This window comes from Leptospira mtsangambouensis (assembly GCF_004770475.1).
Taxonomy (GTDB): Bacteria; Spirochaetota; Leptospiria; order Leptospirales; family Leptospiraceae; genus Leptospira_A; species Leptospira_A mtsangambouensis.
Genome location: NZ_RQHK01000015.1, coordinates 60455 through 78750 on the forward strand (window position 1 = coordinate 60455; position 18296 = coordinate 78750).

An 18296-nucleotide genomic window follows, 5' to 3' on the forward strand; every position below is an offset into this window, starting at 1 on the left:
GTGATCTGCATTCTGAATTTTTAGGAGTCGTGGTCTTGAGTAAAGTTTGTGTATCTGATACAGAAACAAAATTGGAATTATACACAAAAGAATCTAAAAAGGTATGTGTTTTAAAAGAAGGGATGTTGTTCCGGGATGATTTGGGAACTTCTTATCCATTCATAAAATCCGAGGGAGTGGGGCTCTGTCCCAAAAGAACCCAGATGAAAAACACTCCATTTACTTTATATTTCCCAAGTATTTCTTCTGAAACAAAATCCTTCGACTTAATTGAAGATAAGAATGCAAAACATGCATACAAACCTTGGGTTTTCGAAAAAGTAGATTTAACTCAGTGTGTTTGGAAATAAAACTTAAGATCTTTGTGACCAAGCAGAACACCAACCTTCTGTGGACACAACACCAGAGGAAATGATATTACATTTCCCCCAGGTTTCGTTGATCTTTGTAAATTGTGCACAATGTTTGCAAAACTGGTTTTTGGATCCTGGTTCTTTTCTTTCCGGATATAGGATAAAATCAGTTTGTTTTGCATCCTGATGAAACCCAAGTGCTTTTGCAGTTGGGTCCGACTCCGAGACTGGATGCAAACCATCAGGCAAAGGGGCAGAAGGTTTTTTATCTGCCATCAATTTTGTAACTAAACCCAATCCCCCCTCTAGAAAAAAGAGGGAGGTTGTCCAGACCAACGATGTTGTTAGGAATTGTTTTCGTGAAGGTTTTGACATTCTTATTTCTTTACATCAAACCTGTCGAGCATCATCACTTTGTTCCATGCAGAAACAAAGTCTTTGACAAACTTATCCTTTCCATCATCTGCTGCATATACTTCAGCTATGGCACGAAGTTCAGAATGAGAGCCAAGGATTAGATCCACAGAAGTGGCAGTCCATTTTTTAGCGCCTGTTTTGCGATCGACCCCTTCATACACTCCATCGGTTTGTGCAGATTTTTGCCATTTTGTCGACATATCAAGTAAGTTGACAAAGAAGACGTTGGTAAGAACTCCTGGGCGAGTGGTAAGGATTCCGTGTTTTGATTTTCCCGAATTTGCGTCCAGAGATCTCATTCCACCCAAAAGCACTGTCATTTCCGGAATGGTAAGGGATAACATATTGGAACGATCCACTAACATTTCCGTTGGAGACAAGGAATTTCCGGCACCATAGTAGTTACGGAATGCATCTGCTTTTGGTTCTAGAACCGAAAAGGAATTAACGTCTGTTTGCTCAGGTGTTGCATCCGTTCTCCCTGGAGTAAAAGGAACTTTCACATCAACTCCTGCTTTTTTTGCCGCATCTTCAATTGCTGTATTTCCAGCTAACACGATTAAGTCGGCAAGTGAAATTTTATTTCCGGATTCGTTAAAATCGGATTGGATTTGTTCTAACTTTTTTAATACCTTTGTTAACTCTTCTGGATCATTCACTGGCCAAGTTTTTTGAGGTGCTAATCGAATTCTTGCTCCATTGGCTCCCCCTCGCATATCAGTGCTACGGAAACTTGCAGCGGAGGCCCAAGCTACTCTTACTAACTCAGGGATTGTCAGACCTGACTTTAGGATTTTTCCCTTTAAGTTTTCGATCTCTTTTGCACCAACTAACTTATGGTCAACGGCAGGGAGCGGGTCTTGCCAAATGAGTGGTTCTTTCGGTAAATCTTTTGAGATATATCGGGAGAGTGGTCCCATATCTCTATGTGTGAGTTTAAACCATGCCTTTGCAAAAGCAAGTTCGAACTCTTTTGGATTTTCTTGGAACTTTTTAGCAATCACTTTGTAACTTGGATCAAATTTTAATGCCAAGTCTGTTGTGAACATGATGGGAGCATGTCGGAGTGTTTTGTCGTGAGCATCGGGAACCATATTGGCTCCGGCCCCATCTTTTGGAATCCACTGGATCGCACCTGCTGGGCTTTTGGTTTGCACCCATTCAAAACCAAACAAGTTATTTAAATATTGAGTGGTCCACTTCGTTGGGTTTGCAGTCCATGCACCTTCCAGTCCACTGGTAATGGTATCTTCTGCATTTCCCTTTTTATAATTATTTTTCCAACCAAATCCTTGTTCTTCGATGCCAGCTGCAGCCGGTTCTTTTCCTACGTGTTTGGAAGGATCAGCTTTTCCGTGAGCTTTTCCGAATGTATGACCACCAGCAATCAGAGCCACTGTCTCTTCATCATTCATCGCCATTCGGCCAAAGGTTTCTCGTATGTCTTTAGCGGCTGCTAGTGGGTCTGGGTTTCCGTTAGGTCCTTCTGGGTTTACATAAATAAGCCCCATTTGTACGGCACCAAGTGGATTTTTTAATTTTCTTTCACCTTCGTATCGTTCGTCGGCCAACCATTTTTTTTCTGGTCCCCAGTATACTAGGTCGGCTTCCCAATCATCTGTTCGTCCACCGGCAAACCCATAAGTTTTGAATCCCATGGATTCCAGTGCCACATTTCCTGTGAGGACCATTAGGTCGGCCCAAGAGATTTTTTTTCCATATTTCTTTTTGATCGGCCAAAGGAGACGTCTTGCTTTGTCTAGGTTGGCATTGTCAGGCCAACTATTGAGTGGCTCGAATCTTTGTTGTCCACCACCGGCTCCCCCGCGTCCGTCTGAGATGCGGTAAGTTCCAGCACTATGCCATGCCATCCGAATGAAGAAAGGTCCGTAGTGACCGTAGTCGGAAGGCCACCAATCTTGTGAGGTTTTCATCAAGGTTTTGATCTCTTCTTTTATCTGTTGGATGTCCAGATCTTTGAATTCTTTGGAGTAGTTGTATTGTCTCCCCATCGGATTGGATTCCGCAGCATGTTGGCGGAGAGGTGCCAAATCCAGTCTTTCCGGCCACCAAAACTGGTTAGAGTTGCCTTGGCGTTCCATCGAACTTGCAGATTCTTTAGTGTCCGCAGCCCCTAAAGAGCTTAAAGAGAGCACTAAAATGGCAATAGCAGAAATATTGGTTGTTCTCATATTGTCCTTCACTTTCTAGATTTAGTTTAAATTTAGATTTAATCTAGGTAACGAGAGCAAGCAATTTTTTAGATTTAGTCTAAATTTATGCAGTTGAGAAGTGGAAAACCTAGTTTTGTCAATGAGAACGAAAAAAAAATCTGAATCAGATTCTTTATAAGAACCCAAGAATGTCTGGATGTAATGTTTCAAGCATAGGATTCGGGTGGTGGCCGAAGCTATATCCGTTCCTCTGGCAAAGAGAGTTTAGATGGGTGAAAAGAGTCGCTATATTTTAAGAAGGACCCGACTAAGACCGGTAGGATCGAATTTGTTCCATTTCAAAAGAAAACAAAAACAGTATCTTCCAGATATTTGAGTTAAGAATTTGGAAGGTTGGTGTTCATTCTATTTTAGTGATCCAATCTTTCCATTCTTCTGCAATTGCAAAAAGTTCTGTTTTCTTTTTTGAATCCATTCGATTGAGATTCATAACTCCTGATCCTTGCGCATAAAGATCATATATTGATTTTAGTTGGCACTGGCACCAAAGAAGACAAATCAAAAAGTTGATTCCCAAGTACCAGCAAATCCATTTTCATTTTTTCTTTGCGTAATCATTAGACATTCTTCTGAAGAATTGCTCCAGTTCTATGTTAGTAAAAGAGAAAAGTTCTATCCGAAAGTTTCTTAATTAGATATAATCTGTCCATGGGTTATAGAATCATCCTTGGCACAAAAACTTACCATTTCCCCGAATTAAAAGATTTGTTAGCAAAGGCAAGTCCCCATAGATCAGGAGATGTTCTGGCTGGATTATCAGCAACTAACCAGGAAGAAAGAGTGGCTGCACAGATGTTACTTGCTGATGTATATCTTTCTGAATTTTTAAATGTAGAACTCATTCCAGCAAACAAAGATGAGGTGACAAGGCTCATTTTAGACTCCCATAACAAAGAGGCTTTTGCATTGATTTCTCACCTGACGGTGGGAGGGTTTCGTGATTTTTTGTTAGCGGAGACAACTGACAACGAGGTCATCCATTCGATTCGATGGGGAATAACGCCTGAAATGGCTGCTGCAGTCTCCAAACTCATGTCCAATCAGGACTTGATACTGGTTGGAAATAAAATAAAGGTGATCACAAAATTTAGAAATACCTTGGGATTACCAGGTCGGCTATCTGTTCGTTTGCAACCAAACCATCCTACAGATGATCCCAAAGGAATTGCTGCCAGTCTTTTAGATGGGTTACTACTCGGAAGTGGAGATGCTGTGATTGGAATTAACCCTGCTACCGATAATATCCCGACTAATATTGCTTTATTAGAGATGTTAGACAATCTTATCCAAAAGTATTCCATCCCCACGCAGTCTTGTATCTTATCTCATGTAACCACTTCGATGGAAGTGATGAAACGAGGAGCTCCTTTGGATTTGGTTTTTCAGTCGATTGGAGGAACCGAAGATTTAAACAAAAGTTTTGGTGTTTCTCTTTCTCTTTTGAAAGAATCAAGAGAATTGGCACTTTCCTTAAAACGCGGAACAGTAGGCGATAATGTAATGTATTTTGAAACAGGGCAAGGCAGTGCTTTGTCAGCAGGAGCCCACCATGGGATCGACCAACAGACGTTAGAGGTAAGAGCCTATGCTGTTGCCAGAGAATTTTCTCCCCTTCTTGTGAACACTGTTGTTGGTTTTATTGGTCCAGAATATTTATACAACGGAAAACAAATCATCCGTGCTGGTCTTGAAGATCATTTTTGCGGAAAATTGTTGGGACTGCCTATGGGTGTGGATGTTTGTTATACAAATCATGCAGAAGCCGACCAAGATGATATGGATACATTATTGACACTATTAGGTGTTGCAGGTTGCACTTATATTATGGGGATACCTGGTGCTGATGATGTGATGTTGTCTTACCAAAGTACATCCTTCCATGATGCATTGTATCTTAGGCAAGTATTGGGTTTAAAACCAACTCCAGAATTTGAGGACTGGTTACTCAGCCGAGGAATATTTTCAAACAAAATAGGCTTTTTACCCAAAGAAAATCGGGAACTTAGTTTACTCGAAGATTTATTAGGAAAATGACCTTCATGACTTTTTTAGAAGAATGGAAACAATTTAGTCAGGCAAGGATCGGGTTAAATCGAACTGGAGGATCAATTTCCACCAAAGATATATTAAAGTTTCGGTTGGACCATGCAAGGGCAAGGGATGCTGTATTGCTGAGTCCCAATTTTCCAAGTTTACTTGAAAACTTAAATGTTTTGGGCAAAGAAAAAAAAATCCCTGTCGTATTTGTGGAAAGCAGAGTCCAATCCAAAGAAGAGTATTTGTTACGACCGGATTTAGGACGAAGACTCTCGCAAGATTCTCTTGCGACATTGCAAGAGTTAGGTGGCGAATTTGACCTGGTTTTTATTGGTGTGGATGGACTTTCTGCAAAAGCTATCGATGATAATTTGATTCCATTTCTAAAAATCTTAATGCAAGAAATAAATCAAACTGGTTTACGAATTGGTCCACTTGTACTTTCAAAGTGGGGACGAGTGGCGATTGGGGACGAAATTGGTGAGGTTTTGAATGCCAAAATTTCGATCGTTGTGATTGGGGAACGTCCAGGTTTGTCATCTGCTGATAGTTTGGGTGTGTATATCACTTACAAACCGCAAGTTGGCAAAACTGACGAAAGTCGCAATTGTATTTCCAATATTAGGCCAGGTGGTTTTGTTTTTGAAAGTGCTGCCAAAAAAACAATGTATCTTGTCAAAGAATCAATGTTGAGGAAATTATCAGGTGTGAAATTAAAAGATGAGATGCCACCAGAGTTTTTATTGCAATCAAAAGACAAAAACCAAATTCCTGATTCTTATTGATTGTTTGTGTAGATAGAAAAAAACAATCATTCGAAACAGAAGATTGACAGAAATAACAAACTTCGTTTTAATCAAAGTTATTCCGGGAGGAATGAGGTGAAACTCCTCAACTGACGGTGCAACCGTGAATTCTATTCCAAAGGTATTGGATGGAAAAGTCGGATCTTCCCACAAATGAATCGCCCGTAAACGATCATTCGTCCTAAAGTTTTCAAAGGGTTCCCGGACAAAGTTACTGGAATTTCCCAACCTCTACCAACAGAGATTGTGCGATTCCTTTTTGAAAGGAGATACTTCTTGGAAGAATTCAAATCAAATACCTTAAAAATGTCTAACGAGAACCAAAAGAATCGCAAACACGAAGATAAAATTTGTCCCCATTGTTTACGAATTTTTGAATGTAAGGTCGGTTCCATTAGTCTTTGCCAATGTACTAAAGTGTCTCTATCTTTAGAAGAAAGAGAATATATAGCAACACAATATGCTGATTGTCTTTGTTACCATTGTATGGAATCTTTGGCCTTTGAATTCAGGATAGGCAAATCCTATAAGGCCATTACTTGGAGTTTTTGAGGTTTGGTATATTCGACGATTTTGTTTTCGTTACTTTCGTTCGCCAAATGATTGTAGGATTAAACTCAAATCTTTTTACACAAAGTGTAAATTTGAATGGTAAAAAAACTTAGGAAGTGGTCTTATTAGCAATAGTAAGGTTAAACTTCATTGTTATGAGTGTATTCTTTTTAGTTCCTTTGTTTGCATCTTTGGCAAATGTAAGTTGTTTTATTGAAAATATCACTCGTGACCACCGTTTTCACCGACTCTTAAGTCTTTTTTATTTTACGATTGGAATTCAGAATGCGGCCACAGCAGCTCTTTGTTTTGCTCCTGATGAGACCACTAGCCTTGCTTTTTGGATTTTCCAATGCCATTCTTTTTTTCTATTAGCCCCCGTTCTTGTTGCCATCTGTTCATTTTGTACGGGGAGGCGATTGTTGAACCGAGGGACTATCTCCATTGCCGTATATGCATTGGCTGTCGATTTACTTTGTTCTTCTATGCCAAAAACGGTAGTCTATGGTTTTACAAAATTTTCTTTTGGAATGGCTCCCCTCGTGACACAAGTTGGCGGAATTCTGGGTGGTTCTGTTCATTTTTTTGCGATTGCTTTGTCTTTATACTTTGTTCTTTTCCCATTGGAATGGAATTCCTTTTTTGAACGTAGGACCTTTCTCATTGCTCTTTGTGTTTGGTGGTTTGGATTGTTCTCCAACTTTCTGCCAATGTATGGTTTTGATTTTCCGCCGCTTCATCCGGTTGTGGATGCCACATTGTCCGTGTTATTATCAATTTATTTAAATCGGTTTAATGCTTCAAGACCCAGTGTTTATAGCCTAATCGCCTCCATATTAATCTCTCTTGCGGTGGGGTTACTTTTCGGTATCATCGTTTTAGGGATACTTCCTGTTTTTGTTTATAAAGAATTTCTAATCTCCATTGTTACAACACTGATCAGTCTTTTGTTTTTTGCATACTTGCTAAAAACTACACTCAAAGACAATCGGCCCAATCTTTCCTTCTCCTTACCACTTGAAAATTTTGGATTGTCCAAACAAGAATTACGAATTTGTGAGTTGATTGCGGAGGGCCATAGCCGTTCATTCATTCGTTTGATTCTTAATGTTTCCGATGGAACATTAAGAAATCATTTAAAAAATATATATGGAAAAGTGCTTCCTGAATCTAATTCTACCTCCAAAGACCAATTGCAACGTTTGACTGTGTTTTTATCCAAACAAAAAATCACTGACCGACAAAACATTGAATAAAATCTATCAGTTTGTATATATCAAATACTTGTTCATTATTGTTCGACACAAACTAACTCGCGATTGACGGAACAATTTTGTAATCCTTTTCCTGCTGTAAGTGTCAATATATCTTGAGTATAAGCATCTCCAGCGACTCCAAGTTCATAACTGGCATTTGTTGTCCATTTCAAACAGGCCCCATCTAAATAGGATGTCCAATCAAAATTGAGTCCCGTCCAATGGTCGGAACTAACAGTTGTAATTGGTGTAGATAGACTTGTTGTAAATAATCCATTGGCATTGGATGTTTCTATATTGATTCCATTTGGCCGTATATAAGCTTGGTTTGCCTTAAACACCCAATCGATTTGACCATCACCGACATTCTGTGTGATGCTAGCTCTACGTGATAATCCGTCGACAACCATTGCCTTGTAATTACCTGAACCAGGGTAGTTTGGATCCGAGTGGCAACTAGAATCAAAGTTCGAAGCTTTGCCAACATTGGCAGGATAAGCATTCTGGGTGATAAAAATGATACAATTGATACAGGAAGCCTGACAGTTGATTTCAATATCTTTTACGTTTTTGCCTAAGACCGTTCCCGTAGAATTGACCAACTCACAGTAGTTACCTTCCGCTTGTTTTGCAAAATTTACTTCGTAATTGGAACCAATTGGGATTTGAACAGGAAAAGCGAACTCTGTGCTACCAGAAGGAATCATAAGTGAGTTCTTCTGATTTAAAATTAATATCAATCCGCTTCCTGTTAGACCAGATATTTTCCCTCCAACAGTAAATCCTGTTTGATTTGATACATTCGCTGGAAAACAGGGATGGCTTGTGTCACCTAATATTGATTTTGCTGCTATGATTTTTGAAAATGATTCGGAACTTATATCACAAGTATTTTCTAATTGAGATGGAGAACAATTTGTTATCAAAACGAAGGAGATGATGAATTCATAAGTAACCTTAGCAAGGGAATGGAAACTGTAAAAAAGATTTTTACAGTTTTTTAAATCGCAAGTTGTGATTTGTTTCAAATCGTTTCTAATCCCAGATGTTCTCATAAAGTTTCCAAAAAAGGAACACCTGGAATTTACGAATCCGTAATCACTCATTGGGGATGTCTACGTATCCTTTTAAGAGTGTAAACCGGAAAGGTTCGTTTAGCATGACAAGTGATTGTACCTCTGCACAAAGAAACTCTTTCTCTTGAAAACTAAAACTTGTTTTCACTGTATGTTGGCCCGCCAAAGGAATCGCAATATCTAAATCAACTGATGGTGCAATCGACTCAGGTAAACTTCTTGGGCTAAGGGCACTTAAATCTAAATGAAATGATTTTCCATCAATGGGAAGAGTGAATTTTGCTGTGATTTCAATTTTGTCACCAGACTTGGTTGTTTCCAAACAATGGTCGGAACAATTTCCATATGTACCAGGTGATTTGATTGCTTCAGCGCACTTCCTTGCGTGTCCGATTCTTAATTCTTTTGAAGCGATTCCAAATTCATTTTTTGCAACAACGAACACTTTGTACTTTTTATCTGAATCACAAAGGTAGGTATAACCGGAAAAGTTACCAGCTGTGCGTTTTACTGATTGTAAGGCATTGGTCACAGTTCCATCAGCATTTAGTTCCATATTATTTTTCCCGAAGTACATTGTGAGTTCGGTGTTAGTTGGAACTGGTTTCTGAAAACTAATACTTGTTTTTTGGAATTGTAATAGCCCTTTGCTGGAGTAAGGATCGTCTGCAGGATTTGCAGGATTTGTGATGTAGGTAACTTCATTCAGAAGAGGAGGAACTTCGGGGATCTCACCTGCTGCAATGGGTGTTTCCGTTCCAGAACCCGTTTGGCTCCCTCCAAGGTTTGCAGCTGTGTTTGGATCTGCTGCAACAAGCAGTGGAACAAGAACGGTTTTGGGATCGGGAGATGAACCCTCACATTTTAGAAAAAAAAGAGAAAGTCCCGTCATCAGTAGAACTGGGAGGTTCCAACGAACAAACTGAATGGCTCTGCCTTGGAGCCGGTCAAAATGTCGAAATGTTTGGTTGGGTGTTTTCATGCACCAAAGGTAACATGTCCCTCAGGTTTCTACCATGTCCTGGATGTCACGACTGCGACTGCAGGCCTATCACAAATGTCATGTTTGGAAGTAGAGATCGGCAATCCCTGTTTTTTTTCGCCTCTCTCACTTTCGAAACTCACTTACTTTTTTCACCGGGTTACATCTTTTAAATAGTTATCCATTCGGGTAACTATTTTGCTTGCATTCAAACCTCGGCCAATTAATAGTTTTCCAAATGGATAACTATCAAACCCCAAACTTACTACTCTTCTTCCACCCACTTGCTTCCTTTTGCCATAAGGTTCTCATCGCTCTGAATGAAAATGGAATAGAGTTTGAGTCAAGGTTGGTGGATTTGATGGTGGAAGAGTCCAGCGCTGAACTATTTGCTTATTGGCCCGTTGGTAAAATCCCTCTCCTTCGTGACCGAGTGAAGGAAAAAACAATTCCAGAAACAAGTATCATCATTGAGTATTTGGATGAATTTTATCCCGGAAAAGAAAGGCTCATTCCTACAGAAAAAACCTCTGCTTTGGAAACAAGACTATGGGACCGATTTTTTGATTTATATGTCAGCGAACCGATGCAGAAAATTGTCCTCGATCGTTTGCGTCCGATCGACCAGAGGGACCAACTGGGTGTAGAACAGGCTTACCAAAGGTTACCGATTGCTTATGGGATGTTAGAAACCCAATTAAATTCCCGGACCTACATTGCAGGTGAGAGTTTTACGATGGCAGATTGTTCGGCAGTTCCTGCTTTATTTTATGCAGATACAATTTTGAGTTTTAGGAACAAACATCCGAAACTGGAAGCATATTTTGAAAGATTGTTGGAAAGACCTTCCGTCAAACGAACGATAGACGAAGCAGAACCGTATTTTCATATGTATCCCTTATTTGATAAAATTCCCAAACGCTTCTTAAAAGAAAAAAAGTAAGGACTTCTTTTTAGGGTTTGAAATTTTGAATTGATTCCATTATGAACTATCAATCCCCAGGTTTGGAACATATCTTTCGCGCACTTGCCGATCGCAGTCGATTGTCTATGGTCGAACGATTGAGTTTCGGCCCAGCTTCCGTTAAAGAATTAGCAGAACCTTTGGACATGGCTCTACCATCCGTGTTAAAACACTTAAAAGTTTTGGAAGAAGGTGGGATTGTTTTATCAGAAAAGTCTGGAAGAGTTCGCACATATAGATTGGATCACAAAAAACTAGAAGGAATTGATTCTTGGTTGGAAGAAAGAAAGGCAGCTTGGAATCGAAGTTTTGATCGATTGGGAAGTTTTTTAATCGAATCATCAGATGAAAATTCCGACGGAGAATAAATTGAAAGAAAGGCAAGTCAGAAATTCTACATTTACGATCGAAAGGATTTTACCTGCATCTAAGGAGAGAACCTTTGCTGCTTGGGCCAATGCCGATTCCAAACGAAGGTGGTTTGCTTGCCATGACGATTGGAAAACTGTTGAATTTAGTTTGGACTTTCAAGTTGGCGGAAAAGAAACCAATTTGGTTGTGACACCATCAGGCAGTCGACATGTATTTGATGGAACTTATTATGACATTATTCCTAACGAAAGAATTGTTTATGCTTTTGGTATGTATGTGGATAACATTCGTATCTCTGTTTCTTTGGTAACAGTGATTTTTGAGTCCATGATTGAAGGTAGAACAAAGATGATATTTACCGAACAGATTGTACTTTTGCAAAAACCACCAGTAGATGGATTTTCAACAGAAGAAGAAGTCAATGGCCGCGTAGAAGGAACCAATGCAGGATTCGATCGACTTGTAAAAGAACTATCCTAGGTTCACTAGTGTTGGAACCTAGGAATTTTTGAAATGTTCGGACCACAAATTCAAAACGTTTCAAACCGGGTATAAAAATTCATAAAAAGTGCCATTGACCAAGGGGACTCTGATATTCTTTAAATCTCCCTTTTCTTCAGTTTCTAAGTATTGTACAAAAGGTTTTTCTGGTTTATAAAAATATTTTGTCCTAGTTCTTTCTAAAGACTGAAGTGCGTTTTGTATGTATGTTTCTTTTGGTTCTTTTGAACTGACAAACTGAAAGAGTTGGCGGTTTTTTGCGGAAGCCGGAAGGGAAGACTCCCAACAAATTTCTTCTTCAATCGAAAGAATCTCTTCATACAATTCCGAATGCTCTGTTGGGCCACCAAGGGTAACCAATTGTAAAGAAAGATCATAATACTCTTCAAGTAAGGATTCCATGTATTCCATATTCTCTTTTAACCTCTAATCATTAAGATACCAGTCCCCTGGGACAAACTAAGCTAGGAGTCGAAAAAAATGAAAATAAGGAAGGGATTCAACCTGATTCTAAAACTCAAATAGATAGAATCGAATCCCAGAGGAGATCAATTTTTGCAAACGGTAGCGTTGACAGTTCGAAAATTACCGATTTATGTATGGCTTTGGACTATCGGATATGTGATAAGTACGAACTGTTCTTCTGAATCAAAGGAGAATGAACCGAAATTTTCAGAAAAATATTCTTTTGCCAAAAATTTGAGTGATTGAAGGAAAGAATCCAAATACATATAGATAAAAATTCTATATGACAAATTCTAGTTCCATGTCTCAAACCTCTCTCCAAGAAAAGATTAACAAAAGTAAGGTGATCGGAATCAAAGGCCAACTGATGTTATTTATATTTTTGATTCTTTCGACAGTACTTTCCTGTATTTTTTATATTTCTTATACAACTGCAAAAGACCAGGTATTGAATGTGGGGGAAGAGATGTTTACCAACGTTCTCAAAGATGCAGTTGGGTTGGTGGATGCTTTAAACGAAAGAGTAAAGGCTGGTGATATGACCTTGGAAGAGGCTCAGGAAATGGCGAAAACATACATTGTTGGTCCTAAGATGCCAGATGGAAACCGAGATATATCCAAAACAAAAATGTCGACAAACGATTATATGTATCTTTGGGGAATTACACCTGAAGGGATTGCAACCATGCATCCATTTAATCTCGAAGGTGTTAATATTTGGGACTACCAAATCCAAGGTAAGTACACAGTGAGAGATACTTGGGGGAATCCAAAAGCAACAGGATATCCATTACGTGAAATTTGGCAAAACCCTGGAGAACCCATTTACACTTTTATGGCCTACCAAGCTTACTATAAACCATGGAACTGGGTGATTGGTGCAGGCGGTAGAGAACAGATTATTTACGAAAGAAGATTACGTGGAATGCAAGGTATCTTTCTCCTCAGCGCAATCATAAGTTTAACATTTTCTATGTTGTTATCATATTTTTTAGCATCTTTTATTTCGAAACGAATTCAGAAAATTAAATTCGTGGTAGAAAAAGCAAGTCAAGGAGACCTTCGAGAAAAAGTTGATTTGAGTTTTAAAGATGAGTTCGGAATTCTCGGTGATGATTTTAATATCATGGCAGCTAACTTAAGAGAAATGATGAAACATGTTTCCAATTCATCAACTAAGGTTGCTGAATCTGCAAAAGAAATGTATATGAGTGCTGAAAATTCTTCTGCTGTTGCCGGTGATATTGCAAAATCCATTAAACAAGTTGCTGTCAATACAGAATCACAACTAGTCGCCTTCACAGAAAACAAACGAGGGATGCTTGAAAATTCTCAAGCAGTCGCAAAAATTGCAGAGTCTACTGCAACTGTTTCTGATTTGGCAAGTGAAGTTTTGGAAAAAGTTCAAGATGGAAGGAATGTGATTGGAACTACCATTAAACAGATGTCAGTTGTAAATTCTTCTGTCAGTGGGATTTCGAATAGTATTCATGTTTTAGGTGAAAATTCAAAAGCGATTGGTCAAATTGTAGAAACGATTAATCAAATCGCGAGCCAAACGAATTTACTTGCTCTGAATGCTGCCATTGAAGCGGCCAGAGCCGGAGACCAAGGGCGAGGTTTTGCTGTGGTTGCTGATGAGGTTCGAAAGTTGGCAGAACGATCTGAGTATGCAACCAAACAAATTAGTGTTTTGATTGGTGAGATTCAAAACAATACAAGTTCTGCTGTTGCGATGATGGAGAATGGTGCAAGAGAAGTGGAACAAGGTGTTTCTATGGTCAATGAAGTGGGACAAACATTTGAAAGAATTGCAGGTTCCATTGAAAAGGTAACTGATGAAATGCAGGGTGTTTCTGCTACTACAGAAGAAATCTCGGCAAGTACGGAAGAGTTAAATGCATCGACAGAACAATTGGCACAAATTTCTAACGGAATTTCTGATAGCACACAAGCCATCGCCGCTTCTTCAGAAGAACAACTTGCATCATCTGAAGAAGTAACGGAAGCGGCCAATAACTTAGGGGTTCTTGCCGAAGACTTAAAAGCAGAAATTGATAAGTTTAAGATTTAACACTTAAAGATTAACCTTCTAAGTATTTCATAAAACTAGCAGATGCTTTCAGTTTTTCCATAAGAACTTTGAGGATAGCGATTAAATCTTTTTCTTTGTGTTCAAAGAAGCGGATGATTTGTAGAATTTCCCAAACTTCTTTTCCGACTTCCATGGTTTTTTTGACCATAGGAGGAGGATTTTTTAGATAAAGATTTTCCCCTGCAGCGTTGACCTTCACAATCATTTCTGCAAGGTTAGTCGGGATTTTTGCAATGTCTGTGACGTATTTCCAGTTATAACTAAGTCCTGTTAGGAGGGGATTGTCTAACCCATTAAATTCAGTTCTTGGATCATTTTTGTAAATGACGATGGGTTTTCCAACGGCAAAGGATATGCCTGTTTCAGAAATAGAACCATCATCAGCTGGTCTTCCATTCATGTTGAATACAGTTGCACTGCATCTTTCAACAACTTGATAAACATCCATTGCGAACACTGCTTTTTGCACAAAAATCATAATATCTCTAAAGATTTCGCCCGAAATGATAGGTGTGTTGACCATTGCCATGACTTTGGCTACTTCGATTCCGTCCCTTTGCGGAAGGTACGTTTTGTATCCTGCGCTTTCTAGGCTTGCGGCAATACTTGCCATTGTGTTCAGTTCTTCTGGACTAAACATCGGGCCAGAACAATAAATATATTCGCTCATAATATCCTCTCATTCATAGGAAATGAATTAGGAGAGATTTTGAATGTCTAAGAAATTAAAGCATCTCAAATTTCATTAAGATTAAAAAAAGTTAGATGTTTGGTGAGATCAGAGGTCAACAACTACGAGTGTTATGTCGTCATCTGGAACAGTTTTTCCGCAAAATTCTTTGATTTGTTCTAAAAGTCCATCTGCAAATAGATCGGCTGAACTGTCTCTAGAATTTTCAATTATATAATGGCTGAGTCGCTCATCACCAAACATCTCTCCTGCGAGATTTCTTGCTTCGGAGATTCCGTCTGTATATAAAATGACTCGGTCACCGACAGCAAAAGGAATGTCCAAAATTTCATCAGGGATCTCTGGAAAACATCCGAGAATTCTTCCTTTGGGGCGAACCATCTCTACTTTATTAGTTTTTCTTCTATAAAATGCTACGGGAGGATGGCCGGCACTTGCATAAAGGATTCTTTTGTTTTCTAAATCAAAAAATAAATAACAAGCCGTAACAAATTGTTTATGAATTGAATCCAGTAGTAACTTGTTGATTCTTTTTAAAACCTCGTTTGGTTTTTTAGAAACATGTTTCTGTAAGTTAAATGCCATCTTAAACATTGCTGCTACAATGGCGGCTGGTATCCCATGACCTGATACATCGGCAATCACAACACCTAAACTATATTCGTCGGGCGTGTGAAAGTCGTAATAATCCCCACCAATCGAAGTCATTGGATTGTATCTTGATACAATGGTTGCCCTTCCACCAGTTGGTGGATGTAAGGGAAGGGAAGAGTCTTGGATTTTTTTTGCTAATTTTAATTCAGCTTTGATACTTAAATAATCTTCTTTTTCTTCAACCGCAGATTTTAAAAGGATCAACGTGTTGACCCTTGCTAGAAGTTCTCTTTTGTCAAAAGGTTTTCCTAAGTAATCATTGGCACCGGCTTCCAATCCAGAAAGTACATCTTCAATTCTATTTTTTGCCGTTAACATAAGAATTGGCATTTCATACATCGAATAAGATTCTCTCAATATTTTGCAGACTTGGTAACCACTCATTTTTGGCATCATGATGTCTAACAATACCAAGTCTGGTTTGATTTCATTTGCTACATTGATCGCTGTTTGACCATCTAACACTGGTACAACGTGAAATCCAGAGCCACTAAGTTGAATTTTTAAGACTTCTAAATTGATTGGATCATCGTCGACAGCAAGGATGGTGAGATTTCTATTTAAATCTTTCGACAGATTTGAACTAAGTTCCATCCTTTCAATATATGCTTGTTCCACGATGAAATTTCCCCGTAAGTCTTCTGTAGACATCCAAATATGGGCACCGTCTGCATTTGAGTTTTGAGGAAATTGAAATTCTGTTTGGCCATTCGCAAGAGGCAATGTGAATCGAAATACAGATCCTTTGCCTAGTTCTGATTCAACAGAAATAGTTCCTGTATGTAATTCTACCAAGTTTTTCGTGATGGAAAGACCAAGGCCCACTCCACCAAAATTTCGCGAAATACTAGCATCTGCTTGGGCGAAGGGCGAAAAAATTTTATTTTGGTCTTCTTTTGTGAGACCAATTCCTGTATCGATAACAGAAATTTCTAAATAGTCAACCAAGCCATTGTTAATTGTTCTGACGGTTATTCGGATACTTCCAGATTCTGTGAATTTGATAGCATTACCAATTAAGTTAAAGAGGATTTGTTGGATTCTACTTTCATCTCCATAGACTAAAGGAGTGTTATCAGGAATTTCGGTGATGAGAGTGATTCCTTTTTCTCTGGCAGTACGTTCGAGTAACCCCATCGTTATTTCAACAGTAGGTTGGATGGCGAGTGTGATTGGAAAAAGATTAAACCTTCGATTTTTCATCATCGAAAAATCAAGAAGGTCATTAACTAAATTAGAAAGTCTTTTTGCAGACGATATGATGAAGCCTAAGTTTTTAGCGACTCCATTGCTGACTGTACCCATCGTTCCTTCGATGAGAGATTCGGTAATTCCAATGATTCCGTTAAGTGGAGTTCGGAGTTCATGTGAAGTATTGGATAAAAACTCATTTTTCATTTTATCTAATGAAATTAGTTCTTCATTTTTCTTTTCTAACTCACTTTTTAATTGGTTAGTTACTTCATAAAGTTTTGCGAAACGAATTGATAATGCAAATGACAAACTTAAGGTGTAAAATAAAAATCCTTCAGAAAGAGATCGATCTAGGATTGAAACAAAGATTTGAAGATAACTTAAAACAGAGAAGATCGCAGTAATCCCAAGTCCGATTTGTCCAATTAAAATAATAAAAGCACCTGGTTGTTTGTTCCGAACTGCTTTGATAGTGAAGACAAAAATAAAAAGAAGTTCTATAAGTGAAAGGATATCATTTGCATTCAAAGTATACTTAGAGTAAATATCCATGATAAATGGATGAAATGTAAAAAAGGAGACGATGGAGAGGATTGAATGAAACCAAAGAACTCCCTTTATCAACTTTGATGGTTTTTGTCCTGAAAAATCAAAAAAGAAAAGAGTCCCAAATATACCCATTAGGTTTAACGCAGGATGAAAAATGAAATGGTTGAACCAAAAATTATCCCAAATAAAATACGGGAGTGATAAGTTTCCGAAAGTTGCAAGTCCCGCAAGGATTGCAAAAATGAAATAAATTAAATAAGCCCGTTCTCTGCGACTACGTAACCAAAGAATCAAACAATAAATTGCAGAGTATAAAAAAGCAAAACAGATTGCAGAATTCCACATGATGTATTTGTAGAATTTGCCTTGGATGAGATCTGACTCGCCTATATAAAATTCAGAATTTACAAACCCACCCCAACCTACATCATCTGCCACTCGCACGGCAATGGTGTTTTCTCCTTCATAATTGATGATATCGGATGGGATTGTATAGACACTGATTCTACTGCTTTTTTTAACCAATTCACCGGATTCGGAAATCAAACCGGTTCGACCAACAAGAACTCCATTAATGTAAATTTCATTGGCATCAGCAATGATAGGAGTGAGGATACTTATCTTTTGGTTTTTAAATGATTTCGAAACTTGGAAGGATTGCCTATACCATCCTATTTGAAAACCGGACAGACCTGAATTATTCCATTGGGCAGGAACAGACAGTTCGCCCCAGTGGGTATCGGGAAATTCTTTTTGGGCTTGGGTTATGTCATCTTTAGGGTTGAATCTCCATTGGCCGGCTAATTTCGCCAGTTCTTTAGGGTTGTTCAATTGAAAGTTGGTAAGATTGGGACTTGCATGGAGAGGAAGTAGGGCGATAAGAGAACAATAAATCGCAAATAGATAACGAATTTTCATTACAAATCCAAAGAAAAGGACTCTGCCTTTTACATAATTAGCCTGGATAGCGGAATTTAACCAAGAACAAAAGGGTTTTGTTTTTAAGAAAACATGTGAAGTGGAATCAAAATAAAAACGAACAGCATGATTTTACTCGTGATATAACTTAAGTCAAAATGCTACAAAAGTAACTAAAAC

Annotated in this window: 16 protein-coding genes; 9 read left to right on the forward strand and 7 right to left on the reverse strand. The window is 38.5% G+C overall.

The window, feature by feature from the left end; translation table 11 throughout:
- Positions 1-29: 29 nt before the first annotated feature.
- Positions 30-350 (forward strand): transcriptional regulator, encoded by a 321-nt coding sequence (locus EHR01_RS10960; protein ID WP_244310084.1) that lies wholly within the window; start codon positions 30-32, stop codon positions 348-350.
- Between the two features lie 3 nt (positions 351-353).
- Here EHR01_RS10960 and EHR01_RS10965 read toward each other — a convergent pair whose 3' ends face one another.
- Positions 354-650, reverse strand: coding sequence for a high-potential iron-sulfur protein (locus EHR01_RS10965; RefSeq protein WP_244310085.1), 297 nt, complete (start codon positions 648-650; stop codon positions 354-356).
- 80 nt (positions 651-730) lie between these two features.
- Positions 731-2962 carry a catalase/peroxidase HPI gene (gene katG / locus EHR01_RS10970; RefSeq protein ID WP_135694828.1) on the reverse strand — a complete coding sequence of 744 codons (2232 nt, stop codon included), beginning with the start codon at positions 2960-2962 and terminating at the stop codon, positions 731-733.
- 690 nt (positions 2963-3652) lie between these two features.
- Here katG and EHR01_RS10975 point away from each other — a divergent pair.
- From EHR01_RS10975 to EHR01_RS10990, 4 genes are all read left to right on the forward strand, one after another.
- Complete coding sequence (locus EHR01_RS10975; RefSeq protein WP_135694829.1) at positions 3653-5038, forward strand: ethanolamine ammonia-lyase subunit EutB; 1386 nt, start codon at positions 3653-3655, stop codon at positions 5036-5038.
- A 5-nt stretch (positions 5039-5043) separates the two neighbouring features.
- A complete protein-coding gene (eutC, locus tag EHR01_RS10980) occupies positions 5044-5826 on the forward strand; it encodes an ethanolamine ammonia-lyase subunit EutC (RefSeq protein ID WP_135694830.1) in 783 nt (260 codons plus the stop codon).
- 327 nt (positions 5827-6153) lie between these two features.
- Positions 6154-6399 carry a cysteine-rich CWC family protein gene (locus EHR01_RS10985; RefSeq protein WP_244310102.1) on the forward strand — a complete coding sequence of 82 codons (246 nt, stop codon included), beginning with the start codon at positions 6154-6156 and terminating at the stop codon, positions 6397-6399.
- A 155-nt stretch (positions 6400-6554) separates the two neighbouring features.
- Positions 6555-7655, forward strand: a complete 1101-nt coding sequence (locus tag EHR01_RS10990) for a helix-turn-helix transcriptional regulator (RefSeq protein WP_135694832.1) — start codon at positions 6555-6557, stop codon at positions 7653-7655.
- Positions 7656-7690: 35 nt separating this feature from the next.
- Here EHR01_RS10990 and EHR01_RS10995 read toward each other — a convergent pair whose 3' ends face one another.
- Both EHR01_RS10995 and EHR01_RS11000 read right to left on the reverse strand, forming a co-directional pair.
- Complete coding sequence (locus tag EHR01_RS10995) at positions 7691-8710, reverse strand: DUF1554 domain-containing protein (protein ID WP_135694833.1); 1020 nt, start codon at positions 8708-8710, stop codon at positions 7691-7693.
- Positions 8711-8753: 43 nt separating this feature from the next.
- Positions 8754-9713 (reverse strand): hypothetical protein, encoded by a 960-nt coding sequence (locus EHR01_RS11000; RefSeq protein WP_135694834.1) that lies wholly within the window; start codon positions 9711-9713, stop codon positions 8754-8756.
- A gap of 238 nt (positions 9714-9951) precedes the next feature.
- Here EHR01_RS11000 and EHR01_RS11005 point away from each other — a divergent pair, with 238 nt between their 5' ends.
- From EHR01_RS11005 to EHR01_RS11015, 3 genes are read left to right on the forward strand one after another with little or no spacing between them, the layout of a single operon-like run.
- Entirely contained in the window at positions 9952-10656 is a 705-nt protein-coding gene (locus tag EHR01_RS11005) for a glutathione S-transferase family protein (protein ID WP_135694835.1), read from the forward strand.
- 41 nt (positions 10657-10697) lie between these two features.
- Positions 10698-11045, forward strand: a complete 348-nt coding sequence (locus tag EHR01_RS11010) for an ArsR/SmtB family transcription factor (protein WP_135694836.1) — start codon at positions 10698-10700, stop codon at positions 11043-11045.
- Between the two features lies 1 nt (position 11046).
- A complete protein-coding gene (locus tag EHR01_RS11015) occupies positions 11047-11529 on the forward strand; it encodes an SRPBCC family protein (protein WP_135694837.1) in 483 nt (160 codons plus the stop codon).
- Between the two features lie 60 nt (positions 11530-11589).
- Here EHR01_RS11015 and EHR01_RS11020 read toward each other — a convergent pair whose 3' ends face one another.
- Complete coding sequence (locus EHR01_RS11020; protein WP_244310086.1) at positions 11590-11952, reverse strand: hypothetical protein; 363 nt, start codon at positions 11950-11952, stop codon at positions 11590-11592.
- Between the two features lie 346 nt (positions 11953-12298).
- On the opposite strand from EHR01_RS11020, the gene EHR01_RS11025 reads away from it, so the two are divergent.
- Positions 12299-14089 (forward strand): methyl-accepting chemotaxis protein, encoded by a 1791-nt coding sequence (locus tag EHR01_RS11025; protein WP_135694839.1) that lies wholly within the window; start codon positions 12299-12301, stop codon positions 14087-14089.
- A 10-nt stretch (positions 14090-14099) separates the two neighbouring features.
- On the opposite strand, the gene EHR01_RS11030 is transcribed toward EHR01_RS11025, so the two are convergent.
- Positions 14100-14780, reverse strand: a complete 681-nt coding sequence (locus EHR01_RS11030) for a nucleoside 2-deoxyribosyltransferase (RefSeq protein WP_135694840.1) — start codon at positions 14778-14780, stop codon at positions 14100-14102.
- A 108-nt stretch (positions 14781-14888) separates the two neighbouring features.
- The gene (locus EHR01_RS11035; RefSeq protein WP_135694841.1) at positions 14889-18116 is read right to left on the reverse strand and encodes a SpoIIE family protein phosphatase; all 3228 of its coding nucleotides are present in this window, start codon (positions 18114-18116) and stop codon (positions 14889-14891) included.
- Positions 18117-18296: the final 180 nt, after the last annotated feature.

What these genes read in the sequence shown, in the direction of transcription:
- katG (WP_135694828.1), bottom strand. Translation starts at nt 2,962, where the DNA reads ATGAGAACAACCAATATTTCTGCTATTGCCATTTTAGTGCTCTCTTTA.
- EHR01_RS10975 (WP_135694829.1), top strand. Translation starts at nt 3,653, where the DNA reads ATGGGTTATAGAATCATCCTTGGCACAAAAACTTACCATTTCCCCGAA.
- eutC (WP_135694830.1), top strand. Translation starts at nt 5,044, where the DNA reads ATGACTTTTTTAGAAGAATGGAAACAATTTAGTCAGGCAAGGATCGGG.
- EHR01_RS10985 (WP_244310102.1), top strand. Translation starts at nt 6,154, where the DNA reads ATGTCTAACGAGAACCAAAAGAATCGCAAACACGAAGATAAAATTTGT.
- EHR01_RS10990 (WP_135694832.1), top strand. Translation starts at nt 6,555, where the DNA reads ATGAGTGTATTCTTTTTAGTTCCTTTGTTTGCATCTTTGGCAAATGTA.
- EHR01_RS10995 (WP_135694833.1), bottom strand. Translation starts at nt 8,710, where the DNA reads ATGAGAACATCTGGGATTAGAAACGATTTGAAACAAATCACAACTTGC.
- EHR01_RS11000 (WP_135694834.1), bottom strand. Translation starts at nt 9,713, where the DNA reads ATGAAAACACCCAACCAAACATTTCGACATTTTGACCGGCTCCAAGGC.
- EHR01_RS11005 (WP_135694835.1), top strand. Translation starts at nt 9,952, where the DNA reads ATGGATAACTATCAAACCCCAAACTTACTACTCTTCTTCCACCCACTT.
- EHR01_RS11010 (WP_135694836.1), top strand. Translation starts at nt 10,698, where the DNA reads ATGAACTATCAATCCCCAGGTTTGGAACATATCTTTCGCGCACTTGCC.
- EHR01_RS11020 (WP_244310086.1), bottom strand. Translation starts at nt 11,952, where the DNA reads ATGGAATCCTTACTTGAAGAGTATTATGATCTTTCTTTACAATTGGTT.
- EHR01_RS11025 (WP_135694839.1), top strand. Translation starts at nt 12,299, where the DNA reads ATGACAAATTCTAGTTCCATGTCTCAAACCTCTCTCCAAGAAAAGATT.
- EHR01_RS11030 (WP_135694840.1), bottom strand. Translation starts at nt 14,780, where the DNA reads ATGAGCGAATATATTTATTGTTCTGGCCCGATGTTTAGTCCAGAAGAA.
- EHR01_RS11035 (WP_135694841.1), bottom strand. Translation starts at nt 18,116, where the DNA reads ATGAAAATTCGTTATCTATTTGCGATTTATTGTTCTCTTATCGCCCTA.